The organism is Histophilus somni 2336, from assembly GCF_000019405.1.
Taxonomy (GTDB): domain Bacteria; phylum Pseudomonadota; class Gammaproteobacteria; order Enterobacterales; family Pasteurellaceae; genus Histophilus; species Histophilus somni.
The window spans coordinates 398,324-417,708 of the sequence record NC_010519.1 but is presented as its reverse complement, the minus strand read 5'-3'; the positions used below and the strand labels follow the sequence as shown (position 1 = coordinate 417,708).

Sequence of the window (19,385 nt, the reverse complement as noted above, 5' to 3'; positions counted from 1 at the left end):
TGTATCCTTAAAGTGTTAAAAACGTTAAATCTAACATACGTTTGACATACTGACCGCTATGAAATAATGCAAATAATTTTTCAATCGCAAGTGCATTATTTTTATTTTCACTATGACACCGAATAATGTCTTTAATTTGCAACAATAAATAAGCATTACGTTCAACAAGATCAGCAAGCAAATTCTGATCCAAATGAGTAATGCCTTGCGTCAATTGAAGATTTACTTGATTTTCCAATAACGTTACGTTCTCACTATAAAAGTGATATAGATTAAAAAATGCACCGATTCGCTCCACTGTACGCAAAAATTCTTGTGCAAAATAATCTTTTCCCAGCATCACACTTTCTTCGATTAATTGCTGTTCAAATTTTACTAAATAAGCGATCTTTTCATGTGTTGCTAAGACAATAAACTCACGCCATTTTGCGATCCAATCCTGAACTTGAGGTTGTATATTAAATGCCAATTGGTAACCTCGCTGTGCCTTGCTGGCTGAACTTAAGCGAACATCACTTTCTAAAGATAAATTTGCCACAAAATTTAACAAATCCTCTGTTTTTCCCTGCTTTAATTCAAATTCCACTTCACAAATAGGAACGGATTTTTCTCCTGCAATAATCCAGCCTTGATCTAAAGCCACTTCAATTTCCACATCATACCCGCATTCTACCAACCATAAACAACGCTCAAAATCAGTGCTGAAAATAGGCTGTAAGACAAATTCATGCCAATTCGGTAAGTCATATATTTCTGTTAATTTCGCCAAATTTGGCACCGCACTTTCTTGAGATACATTGTATTCAGGGCGAGAATGTAACCCACCCAGCACATCACCGTTTGTTTTCAAGGTTAAAGTAAAATCATTATTATATTGACGAACACGCAAGCCCATTTTGTGCCGAGCAAAATAACTGTCCGCTGTATCATAATAGGTATTGCCTAAAAAAACCTTCTCTTGTTTTAACACATGAAAACTTGTCATTTCTTGACTTAAAAATTGAGCAAAGGCATTTGATACACTCAATTTAAGCTCTATTTCCTTGGTCATTTTCCTTTCCTTACTAAGAAATGCGTGCCTGTATTATCTACTAAAAACCTATTTTTTTCGATGAAATTTCTATATTTTTCTGTTCGCATAAGGTAATATGCGCCTGAATTTTTTATCAAATCCACTAAGGAGTTTAATTCATATGGCAATGAATAATATTCTAGGATTATTTGCCCATTCACCTCTAACGCCATTACAGCGTCATTCTGATAAAGTAACTGAATGTTGTAAACTACTCATTCCTTTCTTTGAAAGTACCTTTGCCGGAGATTGGCATAATGCCACAAAGATCCGTGCTGAGCTCTCAGAACTTGAACGTCAAGCCGACACACTGAAACGTGAAATTCGCTTGAAGCTCCCTTTAGGTCTTTTTATGCCAATTGATCGTACAGATTTATTAGAGTTGACAACTCAACAAGATAAATTAGCGAATTGTGCCAAAGATATAGCTGGGAGAATGCTCGGTCGCCAATTTACCTTTCCTCAAGAAATGCAAGAGGATTTTATGAAATATGTTTATCGTAGTTTAGATGCGACAGTTCAAGCAAATCGTGTGATTGAGGAAATGGATGCGTTATTGGAAACCGGATTTAAAGGACATGAACTGACTCTCGTCAATAACCTAATCCATGAGTTGGATGCCATTGAAGATGATACAGATCATATGCAAATCAAACTTCGCATGATGCTCCGAAACATAGAAAATCAGTACAGTCCTATTGATGTGATGTTTTTATATGAAACTTTAGCATGGATTGGGGTTTTAGCTGATCAAGCACAACGTGTGGGTTCACGAATTGAATTAATGTTAGCTCGTTCATAACGATAAATACATAGGAGTGATCAACTATGGAAATTTTACAAGAATACGGAACTATACTTGTTATTATTACCGCCGTTTTCGGTTTTTTGATGGCATTTGGTGTGGGTGCTAATGATGTAGCAAATGCCATGGGGACATCAGTAGGTTCAGGTACTATTACAGCAAAACAAGCAATTTTTATTGCGATGTTTTTTGAATGTGCGGGAGCTTACCTCGCAGGAGGAGAAGTAACAGAAACGATTAAAAGCGGCGTTATAGATCCAATGCAGTTTACTGATACTCCGGAAATTTTGGTTTTCGGTATGATGGCAGCTCTTTTTTCATCGGGGATTTGGTTATTAATTGCCTCAAAAATGGGTTGGCCGGTTTCTACAACTCATGCAATTATCGGTGCAATTGTCGGTTTTGCTTGTATTACTGTCGGTGCACATGCAGTTGATTGGGGAACTGTACGCAATATTGTGGGAAGTTGGTTTATCACCCCTATTCTCGCCGGAATTATTGCTTACGCTATTTTCTTTAGTACACAAAAGTTAATCTTTGACACGCCAAAACCTTTAGCTAATGCCCAAAAATACGGACCTTTTTATATGGGACTGACCGTTCTTATTTTAGCTATTGTAACTATGACGAAAGGGCTAAAACATATTGGATTACATTTAACTACCATAGAAACACTGATTATATCCGGTATCATTAGTATTATTGCGGGTATTCTTGGTTCTTTTTATTTTCGTAGCCAACGTTTCATTCAAAATGTTACGAAAGGAACCTTTGGAGCAGTTGAAAAAGTATTTAGTATTTTAATGCTATTAACTGCCTGTGCAATGGCTTTTGCTCATGGTTCAAATGACGTTGCCAACGCAGTTGGTCCTTTGTCCGCCGTTGTTTCCATCATAGAACATGGTGGTGAGATTGCAGGAAAAACTACCCTGGCTTGGTGGATCCTGCCTCTTGGCTCTGTCGGCATTGGAGTAGGTTTAATTGTTATGGGTTATAAAGTAATGTCAACGATCGGGACAGGCATTACAGACCTCACGCCAAGTCGTGGTTTCGCTGCCCAATTTGCTACTGCTGTAACAGTTGTCTTAGCATCAGGAACCGGATTACCTATATCAACGACTCAAACACTTGTTGGTGCTATTTTAGGTATTGGTTTTGCACGTGGTATTGCAGCAATTAACTTAACCGTTATTCGTAATATTGTTGCTTCTTGGATTGTTACATTACCTGCGGGTACTTTCTTTGCTATTGTGATTTATTACATTATTTATGCGATTTTTCATTAACGCTCAAAGATAAAATAAATCATTACTTGTCAGCAAAAAAAAGTGCGGTAAAATCTACCGCACTTTTTATTACTTTTTTGTTGACCTTATTTTTTGGATTTATTATGAAAAAAATTACCTCTCTTTTAGTATCCGCTCTTCTACTAGGATTTTCCTTATCCAACGCTTATGCCGAAACAAAATACGTGAAAGAAAATCTCACAACGTTTATGCGACGAGGTGCAGGAGATCAATTTAAAATTTCGGGAACTATTCAAGCAGGCGAGTCGGTTACCGTACTGGATAAAAAAGATAAATATTCCTTAATTCGTGACAAACGTAATCGTGAAGCATGGATTTTAACAAGTGAATTAACCAGTACTCCAAGTAGTAGGGAAGAAAATCCAAAATTAAAAGCTCAAATCCAAGAGTTAACTCTAAAGCTCAATAATATTGACAATGACTGGAAACAACGAACAAGCGAGATGCAACGCCGTACCAAACAAGCAGAAGAACAAAGTAGCAAATTACTGGAACAAAACTCACTCCTTAATAGGGAATTGGAAATTACAAAAAATAAAAATCGTGATTTAGAAGCGATGTTAGATGTGGGTAAACGAGAAATCGCTATTCAGTGGTTTATCTACGGTGGCTCTGTTTTAGGTGCAGGATTATTGCTTGGTCTTATTTTACCTCTACTAATTCCGAAACGCCGTCGCCAAAATCGTTGGTCTTAACGATATGATGCAAATTTATCTTGTTGGCGGTGCTGTTCGAGATCAATTACTTGGCTTACCCATTAAAGATCGTGATTGGCTTGTGGTTGGGTCAACAGCTGAAGAATTACTCTCTCAGGGTTATCAACAAGTTGGTAAAGACTTTCCTGTTTTCTTAAATCCTAAAACAAGAGAAGAATATGCACTTGCACGAACAGAACGGAAATCAGGTACCGGCTATACTGGTTTTATTTGTGATTTCAACCCTAATATTACATTAGAACAAGATCTGATGCGTCGTGATTTAACCATTAATGCCATTGCTCAGGATATGGCGGGGCAATATCATGATCCATACAATGGTATTGCCGATTTGAAAAAAGGTATTTTACGTCATATTTCGCCGGCTTTTGCAGAAGATCCCTTACGAGTTCTCAGAGTAGCTCGCTTTGCCGCCCGTTATCATCAATTAGGCTTTAAAATTGCACCAGATACGCTAGCCTTAATGAAAAAAATAGCCAATAATGGAGAGTTGAGACAACTTTCTCCGGAAAGAGTGTGGCAAGAAACAGAAAAAGCACTACATGAACAGGATCCACAAGTTTATTTTGCTATCTTACAAAAAATAGATGCCCTAAAAGTTTTATGTCCGGAAATTAGTGTGTTTAATTCCGACTCTATACAATATCGCTCAGACATGACTGATTTTGTGCATGCTATGCCCATTCTTAAGCAAACAACATTGTTAACCGAAAAAACGGATTATCACAAAAGTGCGGTACGTTTTGCTGCACTTTGTCATGATGTGGGAAAAGCTCTCTCAACCGCCAATATCCCCCCTTATTCTCATGATAATAAAATAACAAGTATTGCTTATCTCAGAAATGTCTGTCAGCGTTTTAAAGTCCCTAACTATGTTCAAGAACTGGCAGAATTAACTTGCCAATATCATTCTCATATTCATCATGCTTTGGCATTGCACACCAAAACAATCTTAACGTTATTTAATAAGTTAGATGTCTGGCGTAAACCAAAACGCTTCGAAGAATTAATGTTAGTTTGCCTTGCTGATAGTCTGACTCAAACCGAAATGAACTATACCGATTGCCCACAATACAAATTTTTGTTGTGCCTCTACCAAGCAGCTTTAGCTGTTAATGTGCAACAGATTATTTCAGAAGGCTTTCAACATAAAGCAATTCGAGTAGAACTGGATCGTCGGAGAGAAATTGCGATTCAAATAAAAAAACAGCAATTTATTGAACAAAATTTAACTTAATTTACATAAAATTTCATTTTTCCTCTTGAATTTTTCATTTCCAATCACATTTTACGGAACAAGGCAAAAAATGACCGCACTTTCAAAATTTTGCATTCCATGCACTTGAAATTGCAATCATTATCCCAATCTTGAAACTGTCAACGAATTTATACTAGATACTAGGAGAAAACATATTATGGGAAAAATTATCGGTATTGACTTAGGAACAACAAACTCTTGTGTGGCTGTAATGGACGGCGACAAACCACGTGTCATTGAAAACGCTGAAGGCGAACGCACAACCCCATCCATTATTGCTTATACAAATGATAATGAAACCTTAGTAGGACAACCAGCGAAACGTCAGGCTGTGACGAACCCGAAAAATACATTATTTGCGATCAAACGTTTAATTGGTCGTCGCTTTGAAGATCAAGAAGTACAACGTGACGTTGCTATTATGCCTTTTGAAATCACTAAAGCCGATAACGGCGATGCTTGGGTATCGGTAAAAGGTGAAAAAATGGCACCTCCGCAAATTTCAGCTGAAGTGTTGAAAAAAATGAAAAAAACTGCGGAAGATTTTTTAGGTGAAACAGTGACGGAAGCTGTAATCACAGTGCCGGCTTATTTTAATGACGCACAACGCCAAGCAACAAAAGATGCCGGACGTATTGCCGGTCTTGAAGTCAAACGTATTATTAACGAACCGACAGCGGCGGCTCTTGCTTATGGTTTAGATAAAGGTAAAGGCAACCAAACAATTGCCGTTTATGACTTGGGTGGTGGTACATTTGACTTATCTATTATCGAAATCGATGAAGTCGGTGGCGAAAAAACGTTTGAAGTTTTAGCAACAAACGGAGATACTCACCTAGGGGGGGAAGACTTTGACAACCGTGTAATTAACTACCTAGTTGATGAGTTCAAAAAAGAACAGGGCGTAGATTTACGTAACGATCCACTTGCAATGCAACGTTTAAAAGAAGCTGGTGAAAAAGCAAAAATTGAGCTTTCTTCCGCTCAACAAACTGATGTCAATTTACCTTATATCACTGCTGATGCTACCGGACCTAAACATTTAAACATTAAATTGACTCGTGCGAAATTAGAAGCGTTAGTGGAAGATTTAGTTGCACGTTCAATGGAGCCTGTGAAAGTTGCACTTTCCGATGCAGGTTTAAGCGTTTCCGAAATCAATGATGTCATTTTGGTGGGCGGACAAACCCGTATGCCGTTAGTACAACAGAAAGTCGCTGAATTCTTTGGTAAAGAGCCTCGCAGAGACGTTAACCCGGATGAAGCGGTTGCTATTGGTGCAGCTGTACAAGGCGGTGTTTTAGCCGGTGATGTTAAAGATGTTTTATTGTTAGACGTAACACCATTATCACTCGGTATTGAAACAATGGGCGGCGTGATGACAACTTTGATTGAGAAAAATACAACAATTCCGACGAAAAAATCGCAAGTATTTTCAACCGCTGAAGATAATCAAAGTGCGGTGACTATTCACGTACTTCAAGGGGAACGTAAACAAGCCTCTGCCAATAAGTCTTTAGGTCAATTTAATCTTGAAGGTATTAACCCTGCACCACGTGGTATGCCTCAAATTGAAGTAACCTTTGATATTGATGCAGATGGTATTATCCATGTTTCAGCAAAAGATAAAGGTACTGGTAAAGAACAAAAAATTACGATTAAAGCATCTTCAGGTTTAAGTGATGAAGAAATTCAACAAATGGTTCGTGATGCGGAAGCTAATGCGGAAGCGGATCGTAAATTTGAAGAGTTAGTTCAAGCTCGTAACCAAGCGGATCACTTAGTACATAGTACCCGCAAACAATTAGCAGAAGTTGGAGAGAAATTATCAGCTGAAGACAAAGCACCAATTGAAAGTGCGGTCAATGAACTTGAAACTGCGGCAAAAGGTGAAGATAAAACTGAAATTGATGCCAAAGTACAAGCATTAATTCAAGTTTCCGAAAAACTACTTCAAGCAAGTCAACAACAAGCACAAGCTGATGCCGGTGCACAACAATCTCAAAGTACGAAAGGTGGAGAGGATGTTGTTGATGCTGAATTTGAAGAAGTAAAAGATAAATAATCTGTATATCTCACTAATCAGAGTCAAGGGCGTAGTAATACGCCCTTTCAACGTATGACTATCAGCGTTTATAACGCAACAACTAACCGGATTACACATGGCAAAACGAGATTATTATGAAATATTAGGTGTTCAAAAAGGAGCGGATGATAAAGAAATCAAACGTGCTTACAAACGCCTTGCGATGAAATATCACCCAGATCGAACTAAAGGTGATAAAGAAAGCGAAGAAAAATTCAAAGAAATTAATGAAGCATACGAAGTTTTGGCTGATAAAGAGAAAAGGGCAATGTATGACCAATATGGTCATGCCGCTTTTGAACAAGGTGGTGGTGCCGGCGGTTTCGGCGGCTTTAGCGGAGCTGACTTTGGTGATATTTTCGGCGATATGTTCGGCGATATTTTTGGTGGCGGACGTTCTCGTCAACGTGTTGTTCGTGGTGAGGATTTACGCTACGATATTGAAATAAGTTTGGAAGAAGCGGTAAAAAGCTGTAAAAAAGATATTCAAATTAACACTCTTGTTCACTGTGGAACTTGTCATGGCTCAGGTGCGGAAGCGGGTTCAAAAATTGAATCTTGTCCAACCTGTCATGGTGCAGGTCGTGTTCGTCGCCAACAAAGTTTCTTTGTTACAGAACAAACTTGTCCACACTGTCACGGTACTGGCAAAAAAATAGAGAAACCTTGTCATACCTGTCACGGTGAAGGTAGAGTTCATAAAACCCAAAATCTTACCGTTACCATTCCAATGGGCGTAGATACAGGTAATCAATTACGTTTAGCAGGTAAAGGTGCAGCGGGTGAAAATGGTGCACCTGCCGGTGATTTATATGTGGTTATCCATGTAAAAAAACACCATATTTTTGAACGTGATGGTAACAATCTTTATTGTGAAGTCCCTATCAGCTTTACTATGGCTGCATTAGGTGGCGAAGTAGAAATTCCAACTTTAGACGGTCGTCTTAAAGTTAAAATTCCTGCTGAAACACAAACCGGTAAACTGCTTCGTCTAAGAGGAAAAGGCATTACCTCTCGCGGCTATGCTGGCGATTTAATCTGCGAGATCGTTATTGAAACACCAATTAAACTAAACGAAGAACAAAAAGAGTTACTAAGAAAATTGGAAGAAAGTTTAGAAGGTAAAACGCTCCAACGCCCTAAATCCTCAGGTTTTTTAGATGGTGTAAAAAAATTCTTTGATAATTTAGGAAAATAACCCTTGAAAGCTGTTCTTTGAACGGCTTTTTTATTGCCACAAAGAATAAAGATCATTTTATTCATATCAAAAAATATAAATTTTGATCTGCAGCACAATTTTTGATAATAGTTTTTATTACTTTTTAATTTTTTACTTATTTATAAGTAAGTTATTTTCTGTCAAGAATCATAGATGAAATTTATTACTTGAAATTTTCCAGCCAACACATTATCTTGTAGCCTGTTTTTAATTTATAACTATATCTTGTGTTTTAACCATATCAGAACCTCTCGGAAATCCTATGAATAAAGCATTGATGGTCACAAAACGTGACGGAAACAAAGAACCTATTGATTTAGATAAAATTCACAGAGTCATTACTTGGGCGGCAGAAGGACTGGAAAATGTTTCTGTTTCCTTAGTCGAATTAAAATCGCATATTCAATTTTATGAAGGAATTCGCACTTCGGATATTCATGAAACTATTATTAAAGCCGCCGCAGATCTTATCAGTAAAGATAGTCCTGACTATCAATATTTAGCTGCTCGTTTAGCAGTGTTCCATTTACGTAAAAAAGCCTATGGACATTTCGAGCCGCCAAAACTTTATGATCATGTAAAAAAACTTGTGCGGATGGGAAAATATGATCAGGCGTTATTAACAGATTATACACGTGAAGAATGGGATGAAATGGATGGTTTCCTTGATCACTGGCGTGATATGACATTCTCCTATGCTGCTGTGAAACAACTGGAAGGAAAATATCTTGTACAAAATAGAGTAACAGGTGAAATCTATGAGTCTGCACAATTCTTATATTTGTTAGTCGCTGCAAGTCTCTTTTCAAGATATCCAAAAGAAACTCGTCTGGACTACATTCATCGCTTCTATGATGCTACGTCAACCTTTAAAATCTCTTTGCCTACGCCAATTATGGCAGGTGTGCGTACCCCGACTCGTCAGTTCAGTTCTTGTGTACTAATTGAGTGCGGTGATAGTCTTGACTCAATCAATGCAACAGCATCAGCCATCGTGAAATACGTTTCTCAACGTGCAGGCATTGGAGTTAATGCCGGTGCTATTCGTGCTTTAGGCAGTCCGATTCGTAATGGAGAAGCATTCCATACCGGTTGTATTCCATTCTATAAACATTTCCAAACTGCGGTAAAATCTTGCTCACAAGGCGGTGTTCGTGGAGGAGCGGCAACTGTCTATTATCCAATTTGGCACTTAGAAGTTGAAAGTTTATTGGTATTAAAAAATAACCGAGGGGTTGAAGACAATCGTGTTCGCCATATGGACTATGGAGTTCAACTCAATAAGCTCATGTATCAACGCTTAATTAAAGGGGGTGAAATTACTCTATTTAGCCCATCAGATGTTCCAGGGTTATACGAAGCATTTTTTGCTGACCAAAATAAATTTGAAACACTTTATCTCAAATATGAACAAGATCCCGCTGTTCGTAAACGCAGTGTCAAAGCCGTTGAGCTATTTTCTTTATTAATGCAAGAACGAGCGTCAACCGGTCGTATTTATATTCAAAATGTGGATCATTGCAACACACATTCGCCATTTGATCCTACGGTTGCACCAATTCGCCAATCTAATTTATGCTTGGAAATTGCCTTGCCAACCAAACCGTTGCAACATTTCCATGATGAAAATGGTGAAATTGCACTTTGCACATTATCTGCATTTAACTTAGGTGCTCTTGAAAATTTAGACGAGTTGGAAGAATTAGCCGATCTTGCAGTCAGAGCATTAGATGCCCTATTAGACTATCAAGACTACCCTGTTGCTGCAGCAAAACGCAGTTCATTAGCTCGTCGCTCTCTTGGTATCGGTGTTATCAACTATGCTTATTATTTAGCAAAAAATAATGTTCGTTACTCCGATGGTTCAGCGAATGATTTAACACACCGCACTTTCGAAGCTATTCAATATTACTTATTAAAAGCTTCAATGAATTTGGCAAAAGAAATTGGTGCTTGCGAATACTTCCATGAAACCACTTATGCACAAGGGATCTTACCTATTGACACTTACAAAAAAGATATTGATAACTTAACAAAAGAGCCTTTACATTACGATTGGGAAGCCTTGCGTAAAGAAATTCAAGAATTTGGTTTACGTAATTCAACATTAACTGCATTAATGCCATCAGAAACCTCTTCTCAAATTTCTAATGCAACCAATGGAATTGAGCCTCCCCGTGGACATGTTAGTATTAAAGCGTCAAAAGATGGAATTTTAAAGCAAGTTGTTCCTGATTATGAGAATTTAGGTGAAAACTATGAGTTACTGTGGGATATTCCAAGTAATGATGGATACCTACACTTAGTTGGTATCATGCAAAAATTCATTGACCAAGCAATTTCAGCGAATACTAACTATGATCCAAAACGTTTTGAAGATGGTAAAGTACCAATGAAGGTTTTATTAAAAGATTTACTAACTGCCTACAAATATGGATTAAAAACCCTGTATTATCAAAACACTAGAGATGGTGCAGAAGATATGCAAGAAGATCTTGATGACGCTTGTGCAGGAGGAGCTTGTAAAATCTAATTACATCAAAAAATCATAATATAATAAAAATGGCAAGAAGACAGTCTTGCCATTTTTGATCTTTCAACTCACGCTAACTAAGCTAAGAAACTTTCTTTATTTCCTCCGCTCTTTTGGGATCAATATTCTTCAGTAACTGTAAAAATTTCTGATAACGTGGAATATTATGTTCCGCCTCTGCACAAATTATGATATTTGCATAGGTATCCGCTTGCTGATAATAATTAGGCGTAGTAAGTGCCTGCTCAAATAACTCATAAGCACGAGCAAATTCGCCCTGACTACATAAAAATGCACCATAATTATTTTTCACATCACCTTGCGACTTATCCAAACTGATGGCTTTTTCATAAGAGGATTTCGCTTGCGAAATATCACCTTGTAATTGATATAAATAGGCAAAAGCCGAATGTACCAAATAATAGTCAGGTTGATAGAATAAAGCTTTATCAAAATTAAGTTTTGCTTGAGAAAAATTGCGTAATTTTAAATAACCTAAACCTAACTCAATTCGTGCTTTTGCAGCTTGTTGCTTATTAAAGCGACCAGTTGTAGGCTGAGAAACGCAAGCAGAAAGAAAAAGAGAGAATATAATAAAAGTAAATATAGTCCGATATCGCATTAGTTTTCTCTCCTTATACATTAAAAATAGTTAATAAATTTGATGAGTGCCGATTTCTTTTCCAAACCGTTTTTTCTGTGCCGTCCGCTTTGTTCTATCTATCACATCACCAGCAAGTTGACCACATGCCGCATCAATATCATCACCTCTTGTTTTGCGTAAAATAACTGTAAAACCATACTCCATCAAAGTTTTTTGAAAACGATCTATGCGTGTATTTGAACTCTTGGCATAAGGTGCATCCGGAAACGGGTTCCAAGGAATTAAATTAATTTTGCACGGTGTATTTTTCAAAACCTCTGCCAATTGATGTGCATGTTCAGTCCCATCGTTAATATGATCTAACATAACATACTCAATGGTTACCTTACCATGATTTGCATTTGAAACATTTAAATAGCGATTAACACTCTCCATCAACATTTTAATATTATATTTTTTATTAATAGGCACGATTTCATTACGCAATTCATCATTCGGTGCATGCAAAGAAATAGCCAATGCCACATCAATCATTTCACTCAGTTTGTCTAGTGCCGGAACAACACCGGAAGTGGATAAAGTCACTCGACGCTTAGATAAACCATAAGCAAAATCGTCCAACATAATTTCCATTGCTGGTACAACGTTAGCCACATTCAATAATGGCTCTCCCATTCCCATCATGACCACATTTGTAATAGGACGAACACCGGTAACACCGAAATTACCGATAATTTTTGAAGCTCGCCAAACCTGTCCAATAATTTCAGATACAGTTAAATTGCGGTTAAAACCTTGTTGAGCCGTTGAACAAAAAGTACAGGCTAATGCACACCCTACTTGTGAAGATACACATAACGTAGCACGATCCGTTTCGGGAATATAAACGGTTTCTACCTGCTGATCTCCTACTTGCATTGCCCATTTGATCGTACCGTCAGCTGAACGTTGCTCAACTGCAATTTCCGGAGCTTTAATTTCAGCAACAGTTTTTAATTTTTCACGTAATTTTTTATTAATGTTAGTCATATGATCGAAATTATCTTCACCAAAATGATAAATCCATTTAACTAACTGATCTGCTCGAAAAGGTTTTTCACCTAACTCCTGAAAAAATGCTCGCATTTGCTGACGAGTTAAATTCATTAAATTAATTTTGTCCGACATTTATTATTTATTGCCCCGTTATTACACCTTATGGCATTCATTGATGATCAAAAAGAGGCGGAGATTGTACTTTGTTCAATAGGATTAATCTAGCAATTTTCTTGTATTTGGGAAAAGAGAATTTGTCATCAAAAAACATTTATGCGATCCGGATCGCAAATAAAGAAAAAGTGCGGTCGATTTTTAGCTTTTTTCATCATTATATAATCATTGCTCAAAGCTCAAGACAATATCTAAATCGTAGTAAAAATGTCAAATCGGTCTAACACTATCCAAATCCAGCGTAGCGGCAAATTCTTTTTCTAATAATTTTAGGCTGTTATCTTCTTGTAACGCTTTTTTAGCTTGCTCATTAAACTCTTGATAAACTAAGTTTTGATAATATAAAGGAGTGGCTAAATTTTTATCGTCAGTAGGTGTGATTAATAACTGAATATCACGTTGATAGAAATCCGATAATGCTTGCTTTAATTCTTTATGACAACGATCTAACAAATGCTGTTTATCAGACATTAAGGATAAAACGATCTGATCCCCCGATTGATTTAATAGAACGGTATTTAACGCCATGTCTTTTGTCATACCTCTCAAAGGTAATTGCTCAATGATCCGAGTCCAATCATCTCTTTCTTGTGCCGTAGCAATTATACGTTGTATGAGCTCCGGAGAAGCTTGTTCTAAAATAGCTTGCTTTATTTCAGAAGGACGAATAGCCTTTTCCTCAACCGCCATTTCCGGATTTCGCCATTCCCAACGATAATTCTCAGCACTATCCTCTTGAATTTCATCACTTCTATGATCACTCTTATCAATGACAGTAACCGTCTTAAGTGCATTATCAACATCTTTAGGCACAACATTTAGAACAGGAAGTGCGGAGATATTTTCAGTATTTTCTCTTAAAGAAATATCATAAATATTATCTATCGGCGAGTTTTTTTTTTCGCTATCTGAATGATCACTAGGTTGTGACAACTGTTCTAACGCTTCTAAAGCACTTAAAGCTGTTGTACTTAACTTAGTATCGACCTTATCTGCTATCGTTGGTTTACGAATGAGATTTTGCGAAGGTAATTGCTCGGCAACAGAAACAACGGGCATCTCAACTAAAGGCGGTTGAACAATATTTTGTGATTTTTGCACCGCACTTTGTTCTATTGGTGCTGCTGAAGAAGGACTAATGAACTTAGGGTGAAACGCTAAGGATCGCAACAAAATCATCTCGGCACCAATACGATGATTGGGGGCAGATGCTAATTCTTTACGCCCGCTAACAATAACCTGATAAAAAAACTGTACATCTTCCGGCGTAATATGTTTAGCTAAAAATCCAAGCGAGTTTTCTTCATTTATTTGCTGTGGCAGAAGTTGTAGCATGGCAATTTGATGCAATTTTTCCGCTAAAGTTACCAGTAACTTATCCCAATCAGCACCTTTTTCCGCTACAGCTTGAATTGCCTTCATTAACATTTCACCATTGCCTTGCTGTAACGCATATAAAATATCAATAGGCTGATTGTCATCCAATAAGCCCAGCATGATACTTACTGTATCCAAACTTACATTAGCGTTGCCCATAGCAATAGCTTGGTCAGTTAAACTTAAACTGTCTCGAATACTACCTTGTGCAGCTGTTGCCAATTTTTCCAAAGCAGGATATTCAAAAGGAATATTTTCTTGTTGTAAAATAAATTCTAAATGCTGTGCAATTTGTTTTTCTGATAAAGCTTTTAGATGAAATTGCATGCAACGTGAGAGGATCGTAATCGGTAACTTTTGCGGATCTGTTGTTGCCAATAAAAATTTTACGTATTCAGGCGGTTCTTCCAGCGTCTTCAACAACGCATTAAAAGAATGACGAGAAAGCATATGCACTTCATCTATCAGATAAACTTTATAGCGACCTTGAGTAGGCTTATATTGCACGTTATCAAGCAACTCTCTGGTGTCTTCTACTTTAGTTCGTGAAGCAGCATCAATTTCAATTAAATCAATAAAACGACCTTCCTCAATAGCCTTGCAATGTTCACATTCACCACAAGGTTCTGCCGTAACCCCCCTAATACAATTCAGACCTTTGGCAAATAAACGTGCAATAGAAGTTTTTCCAACGCCTCTAGTGCCAGAAAACAAATAGGCATGGTGCAAGCGATTTTCGCATAACCCATTAGAAAGTGCGGTCAAAATATGCTCTTGACCCACAACCTCAGAAAAAGTTTTAGGACGCCATTTCCTTGCTAATACTTGATAACTCATTGCCTATCTATCTCTATTAATTTGAAGAAATTAATGACCTGAAAATTCGACTAAAGTAAATGGCTCCACACCAAGTTCACGTAAACGAACCTCACCACCGAGATCCGGCAAACTAATAACAAAGGCGGCATGCTTAACTTGACCTTGTAAACGCTCTACCAGTTTTACAGTCGCTTCAATAGTTCCACCAGTTGCTAATAAATCATCAATCACAAGTACATTATCACCGGCTTGAATAGAACTTACATGCATTTCTAAGGTATCTTGCCCATATTCCAACTGGTAAGATTGTGCGATAGTTTCACGAGGTAATTTGCCCGGTTTGCGTACCAAAATAAAGGGAACATTTAACGCCAAAGCAACAGGCGCCCCAAAAATAAATCCCCGACTCTCAGTACCGATCACTTTAGTAATTCCTTTACTTTTATATCGCTCAATAATTAAGTCAATTGTTGCTTGAAATGCCTCAGGTACTTCAGTAAGGCTGGTAATATCACGGAAAATAATTCCTTCTTTGGGGTGATTTGGAATAGATTTAATAGAGGATTTAATCAATTCTAATTTATTCATTTTATTCCCTGATTCTATGAGAAAAGTTTATTCAACAAAACGGCACAAAGTTTAGCACAAATTGCCCAAGCTAACGATAAATATCTTCATTATCTTTGCGGGTTTTTAATAAGCGTAAAATCCAGACATATTGCTCCGGTGTTGGAGTAACAAAGTATTCGATTGCTTGATTCATCATTCTCGCCGATTGTTCTGGATCTTCCGTTAATTCTAAAGGTGCACAAATTTCTATTTCATACTTCCCACGTTGTGCGTTATAACGTGGAAACATCGGAATAACAACAGCTTTTGCCAACCTTGCCATTTTATTTAATCCCGGCAAAGTGGCTTTATAAGTAGCAAAAAAATCAGCGTAAACACTCAATTCCTCACCATAATCTTCATCAGGTAAATAGTAGCCCATTTCACCTTTCTTTACATGATTAAGAAAAGGCTTAATTCCATTTTGACGAGCATGCATTTTTCCACCGAACCGCTGACGAGTCATCGTCCATAACCAATCCACAAGAGGGTTTTGATGTGGGTTATACATAGAAGTCATCGCTATTCCTTGTGCATGTAAAATGATCCCCGACGCATCAATTGCCCAACCATGTGGCACCATTAAAATAATATTTTTTCCTACCTCTCTTGCCTGCTGAACATGCTCTAACCCTTTAAACTCACTACGTTTTTTCAGGTGTTTTTTTGAACGTAATGCAATTTCACCGATCCCAAGCATCACTTGAGTAACAGTAATAAACATATTTTCAATCACTTCATTACGCTGTTTTTCTGACCAATGCGGAAAACAATAACGCAAATTAACATCAGCACGATGTCTCTGTTTCTTCGCTTTACGAGCGATAATTCTGCCCAATTTTGTCGCCAATTTATCTCGCCAGCGAAAAGGAACAAAAGCTAAAATTACTAAAGCAAAAATACCGAGCCAAATACCCCAATATTTAGGCAATAAATAGGACCAAGAGTAATGAGGTTGATATCCGACCCGTGCGGTTAAACGTAAATCATTATTTTCTGTCATGTTTACTCCAATAATTCATCGGTTTACCAGCTAAACCAAGCTTGCTCATAAGCCATTTTAACCGTCATAATAAAAGACATTAATACAACCATAGGACGAATTAAGGTTTTTCCTTTCGTTAATACCATTTTAGCGCCTAAATTAGCACCAATAAATTGCCCAAGCATCATGACCAAGCCCAACTTCCAAAAAATTTGGTCTCCAAGTAAGAAAAAAAGCAATGATGCAATATTCGAAGTAAAATTTAACACTTTTGCATGTGCCGTTGCTTTTGCTAAATTAAAACCGAGTAAACTTACACAAGCAAGAGTCAGTAAAGAGCCTGTTCCGGGACCAAAAAAACCATCATAAAAACCAACTGTCAGACCGATACTGAATGCAAATAAACTATAAGAAATACGGGGTTGTCTATCCTTATTACCAAGTGATGGAGTCAATAAAAAATATAAGCCAATAATCAAAACCAAAAAAGGCAAAACTTTCTTAATTAAGATTGCATCAACACTTTGGATAGATAAAGTGCCTAATGCAGCCCCCAAAAAAGTCATGACAATAATCAACAAAAAAGCACGTAAATCTACCGCTCTTTTGCGTAAAAAATATAAACTTGCAGAAAAAGAACCGCCACAAGCCTGTAATTTATTCGTACCAAGTGCCAATGCCGGCGACATACCAGTCATCAATAGTGCAGGAATAGTAATCAAACCGCCACCGCCTGCCATTGCATCAATAAAGCCGGCTATCATAGCGACAAAAAACAAAATTAACATTAACTGAATACTCATTTCTACCATCGTATTATTCCTATTCTAACCATTCATGACGATTTGGTGCACTTATTAACTGTTGACAAAGAAAAGGGGCTTCCGGCACCACTTTTTTGGGCTTAAATTCACTTGGTTTAGCAGGTTTAAACCAAGAATAAAGTTCTTCACCGCATCCCTCTCCCGCCGGAATTGGCAATTGATTTTCACAGTATTTAGCATCTTTTGGACAAGTTAAACGCACATGGAAATGACTATCATGCCCAAACCAAGGGCGAATTTTTTGTAGCCAATTTCTATCACCTTTTACTGTTTGGCATAATTTCAACTTAATCGCAGGATTTACAAAAATTCGGCTGACCTGTGGATCTTGAGTTGCTAAACGAATCAGATTTTCATGATCTTTTGACCACAATTTATCAATGACTCTCTGTTTTTTTCGGTCAACAACCAACAGTCCCATTCCACTTGGATCTTGTGCATCTTTAGCCGAAAGTTTACCTAAACGCAACCAAATATCTGCATCAAGTCCCATTTGATGACTGGCATGTCCTGTTAAAAATCGTCCTCCTCCCGGCATAGCAATATCACCGATTAAAATCGTTGGAAGACCTGCCTGTTTTGCTTTTTTACCGAGACGTTGCAAATAAGCAATCATATCGGGATGTCCATAATAACGATTTTTATTAGTACGAATAACTTGATATCCCTCACCATTAAAGGGCAATGCTTCCGCACCAATAAGACAGCCATTATTATAACTTCCTATAGGCATTGCCTCACCATGAATAGGCCGTTTCACTGATTGCCAATATTGTGGATTGGCACTTAATATCTGAGTGAAAAAAAGTGCGGTAAAAAAAACCGCAGTTTTCAGCATTAACTTTACCTTTCTTAACATAGTTATGTGTTCTATTTACATTGTGCTTTAAAGCGTAATAAATGATCCAATAAAACAATAGCCATCATCGCCTCAGCAATTGGAACAGCTCTTATTCCCACACAAGGATCATGCCGTCCCTTAGTAATCACGTCAACAGGCTCATTATTTAAATTCACTGAACGCCCTACAACAGTAATACTCGAAGTAGGCTTTAACGCAATGGTAGCGATAATCGGTTGCCCAGAGCTAATCCCGCCCAAAATACCGCCGGCATGGTTGGAACAAAACCCCTCCGGTGTCATTTCATCACGATGTTCCGTTCCTTTTTGTTCAACAACCGCAAAACCGTCACCAATTTCTACCGCCTTTACCGCATTAATTCCCATGAGAGCATGAGCTAAATCCGCATCTAAACGATCAAAAACAGGCTCACCTAAACCGACAGGCACATGTTCAGCAACAATGGTTAATTTCGCCCCAATAGAATTTCCTGCCTTTTTCAATTCTCGAATCAATTCATCAAATTTTTCCACCGCACTTTCATCGGGACAAAAAAATGGATTGCTATTTACTTTCGCCCAATCAATTTTACTCACATCGGCTACCACTTGCGGATCAATTTTTATCTCACCGATTTGTGATAAATAACCTCGTACTTCAATACCAAAATACTCACGCAAATATTTTTTAGCAATTGCCCCCGCTGCTACACGCATCACTGTTTCACGTGCAGAAGATCGCCCTCCGCCACGGTAATCACGTAAACCATATTTTTGCTGGTAAGTAAAATCAGCATGCCCCGGACGAAAACGATCTTTTATTTCACCATAGTCTTGCGAACGTTGGTCGGTATTTTTAATTATCATACCGATACTTGTTCCTGTGGTTTTTCCGTCAAACACACCGGACAAAATTTGTACTTTATCCTCTTCACGGCGTGGCGTAGTATATTTTGAAGTTCCCGGTTTACGACGGTCCAAATCCGGCTGAATATCATCTTCGGATAAAGCAAGTCCGGGCGGCATACCGTCTACAATGCAGCCCAACGCAATACCATGGGATTCTCCAAATGTCGTTACCCTGAAAAGTTGCCCAATACTATTTCCCGCCATATTTTTTTA

16 protein-coding genes are annotated in these 19,385 nt (G+C 37.8%); 7 read left to right on the top strand and 9 right to left on the bottom strand.

The genetic code is table 11. The features are described 5' to 3' along the window. Nucleotides 1-7: 7 nt before the first annotated feature. Nucleotides 8-1,051, bottom strand: a complete 1,044-nt coding sequence (locus tag HSM_RS01905; RefSeq protein ID WP_012341228.1) for a CYTH domain-containing protein — start codon at nucleotides 1,049-1,051, stop codon at nucleotides 8-10. Between the two features lie 142 nt (nucleotides 1,052-1,193). Between HSM_RS01905 and HSM_RS01900 the strand changes: the two genes are divergently transcribed. From HSM_RS01900 to nrdA, 7 genes are all read left to right on the top strand, one after another. Beyond that, nucleotides 1,194-1,874 carry a TIGR00153 family protein gene (locus HSM_RS01900; protein WP_011609345.1) on the top strand — a complete coding sequence of 227 codons (681 nt, stop codon included), beginning with the start codon at nucleotides 1,194-1,196 and terminating at the stop codon, nucleotides 1,872-1,874. A 26-nt stretch (nucleotides 1,875-1,900) separates the two neighbouring features. Further along, entirely contained in the window at nucleotides 1,901-3,163 is a 1,263-nt protein-coding gene (locus HSM_RS01895; protein ID WP_011609346.1) for an inorganic phosphate transporter, read from the top strand. Nucleotides 3,164-3,267: 104 nt separating this feature from the next. Further along, nucleotides 3,268-3,879 carry a TIGR04211 family SH3 domain-containing protein gene (locus tag HSM_RS01890; RefSeq protein WP_012341227.1) on the top strand — a complete coding sequence of 204 codons (612 nt, stop codon included), beginning with the start codon at nucleotides 3,268-3,270 and terminating at the stop codon, nucleotides 3,877-3,879. Between the two features lie 7 nt (nucleotides 3,880-3,886). Beyond that, a complete protein-coding gene (locus tag HSM_RS01885; RefSeq protein WP_178384357.1) occupies nucleotides 3,887-5,137 on the top strand; it encodes a multifunctional CCA addition/repair protein in 1,251 nt (416 codons plus the stop codon). A 178-nt stretch (nucleotides 5,138-5,315) separates the two neighbouring features. After that, entirely contained in the window at nucleotides 5,316-7,223 is a 1,908-nt protein-coding gene (gene dnaK, locus HSM_RS01880) for a molecular chaperone DnaK (protein ID WP_012341224.1), read from the top strand. Between the two features lie 97 nt (nucleotides 7,224-7,320). Further along, nucleotides 7,321-8,442 (top strand): molecular chaperone DnaJ, encoded by a 1,122-nt coding sequence (dnaJ, locus tag HSM_RS01875; RefSeq protein WP_012341223.1) that lies wholly within the window; start codon nucleotides 7,321-7,323, stop codon nucleotides 8,440-8,442. Between the two features lie 283 nt (nucleotides 8,443-8,725). Further along, the gene (nrdA, locus tag HSM_RS01870) at nucleotides 8,726-10,996 is read left to right on the top strand and encodes a class 1a ribonucleoside-diphosphate reductase subunit alpha (protein WP_012341222.1); all 2,271 of its coding nucleotides are present in this window, start codon (nucleotides 8,726-8,728) and stop codon (nucleotides 10,994-10,996) included. A gap of 82 nt (nucleotides 10,997-11,078) precedes the next feature. Here the strand turns inward: nrdA and pilW are convergent, their stop codons facing one another. From pilW to aroC, 8 genes are all read right to left on the bottom strand, one after another. Further along, nucleotides 11,079-11,618 (bottom strand): type IV pilus biogenesis/stability protein PilW, encoded by a 540-nt coding sequence (gene pilW, locus HSM_RS01865; protein WP_012341221.1) that lies wholly within the window; start codon nucleotides 11,616-11,618, stop codon nucleotides 11,079-11,081. Nucleotides 11,619-11,648: 30 nt separating this feature from the next. Further along, a complete protein-coding gene (locus tag HSM_RS01860; RefSeq protein WP_012341220.1) occupies nucleotides 11,649-12,767 on the bottom strand; it encodes a bifunctional tRNA (adenosine(37)-C2)-methyltransferase TrmG/ribosomal RNA large subunit methyltransferase RlmN in 1,119 nt (372 codons plus the stop codon). A 252-nt stretch (nucleotides 12,768-13,019) separates the two neighbouring features. Beyond that, the gene (dnaX, locus tag HSM_RS01855; protein ID WP_012341219.1) at nucleotides 13,020-15,023 is read right to left on the bottom strand and encodes a DNA polymerase III subunit gamma/tau; all 2,004 of its coding nucleotides are present in this window, start codon (nucleotides 15,021-15,023) and stop codon (nucleotides 13,020-13,022) included. A 30-nt stretch (nucleotides 15,024-15,053) separates the two neighbouring features. After that, nucleotides 15,054-15,593 carry an adenine phosphoribosyltransferase gene (gene apt, locus HSM_RS01850; protein WP_012341218.1) on the bottom strand — a complete coding sequence of 180 codons (540 nt, stop codon included), beginning with the start codon at nucleotides 15,591-15,593 and terminating at the stop codon, nucleotides 15,054-15,056. Between the two features lie 70 nt (nucleotides 15,594-15,663). Further along, complete coding sequence (gene lpxM, locus HSM_RS01845) at nucleotides 15,664-16,617, bottom strand: lauroyl-Kdo(2)-lipid IV(A) myristoyltransferase (protein WP_012341217.1); 954 nt, start codon at nucleotides 16,615-16,617, stop codon at nucleotides 15,664-15,666. Between the two features lie 23 nt (nucleotides 16,618-16,640). Next, complete coding sequence (locus HSM_RS01840) at nucleotides 16,641-17,411, bottom strand: TSUP family transporter (protein ID WP_012341216.1); 771 nt, start codon at nucleotides 17,409-17,411, stop codon at nucleotides 16,641-16,643. Nucleotides 17,412-17,421: 10 nt separating this feature from the next. Next, nucleotides 17,422-18,261, bottom strand: coding sequence for a penicillin-insensitive murein endopeptidase (gene mepA / locus HSM_RS01835; protein ID WP_012341215.1), 840 nt, complete (start codon nucleotides 18,259-18,261; stop codon nucleotides 17,422-17,424). A gap of 32 nt (nucleotides 18,262-18,293) precedes the next feature. Beyond that, complete coding sequence (aroC, locus tag HSM_RS01830) at nucleotides 18,294-19,376, bottom strand: chorismate synthase (RefSeq protein WP_011609360.1); 1,083 nt, start codon at nucleotides 19,374-19,376, stop codon at nucleotides 18,294-18,296. Nucleotides 19,377-19,385: the final 9 nt, after the last annotated feature.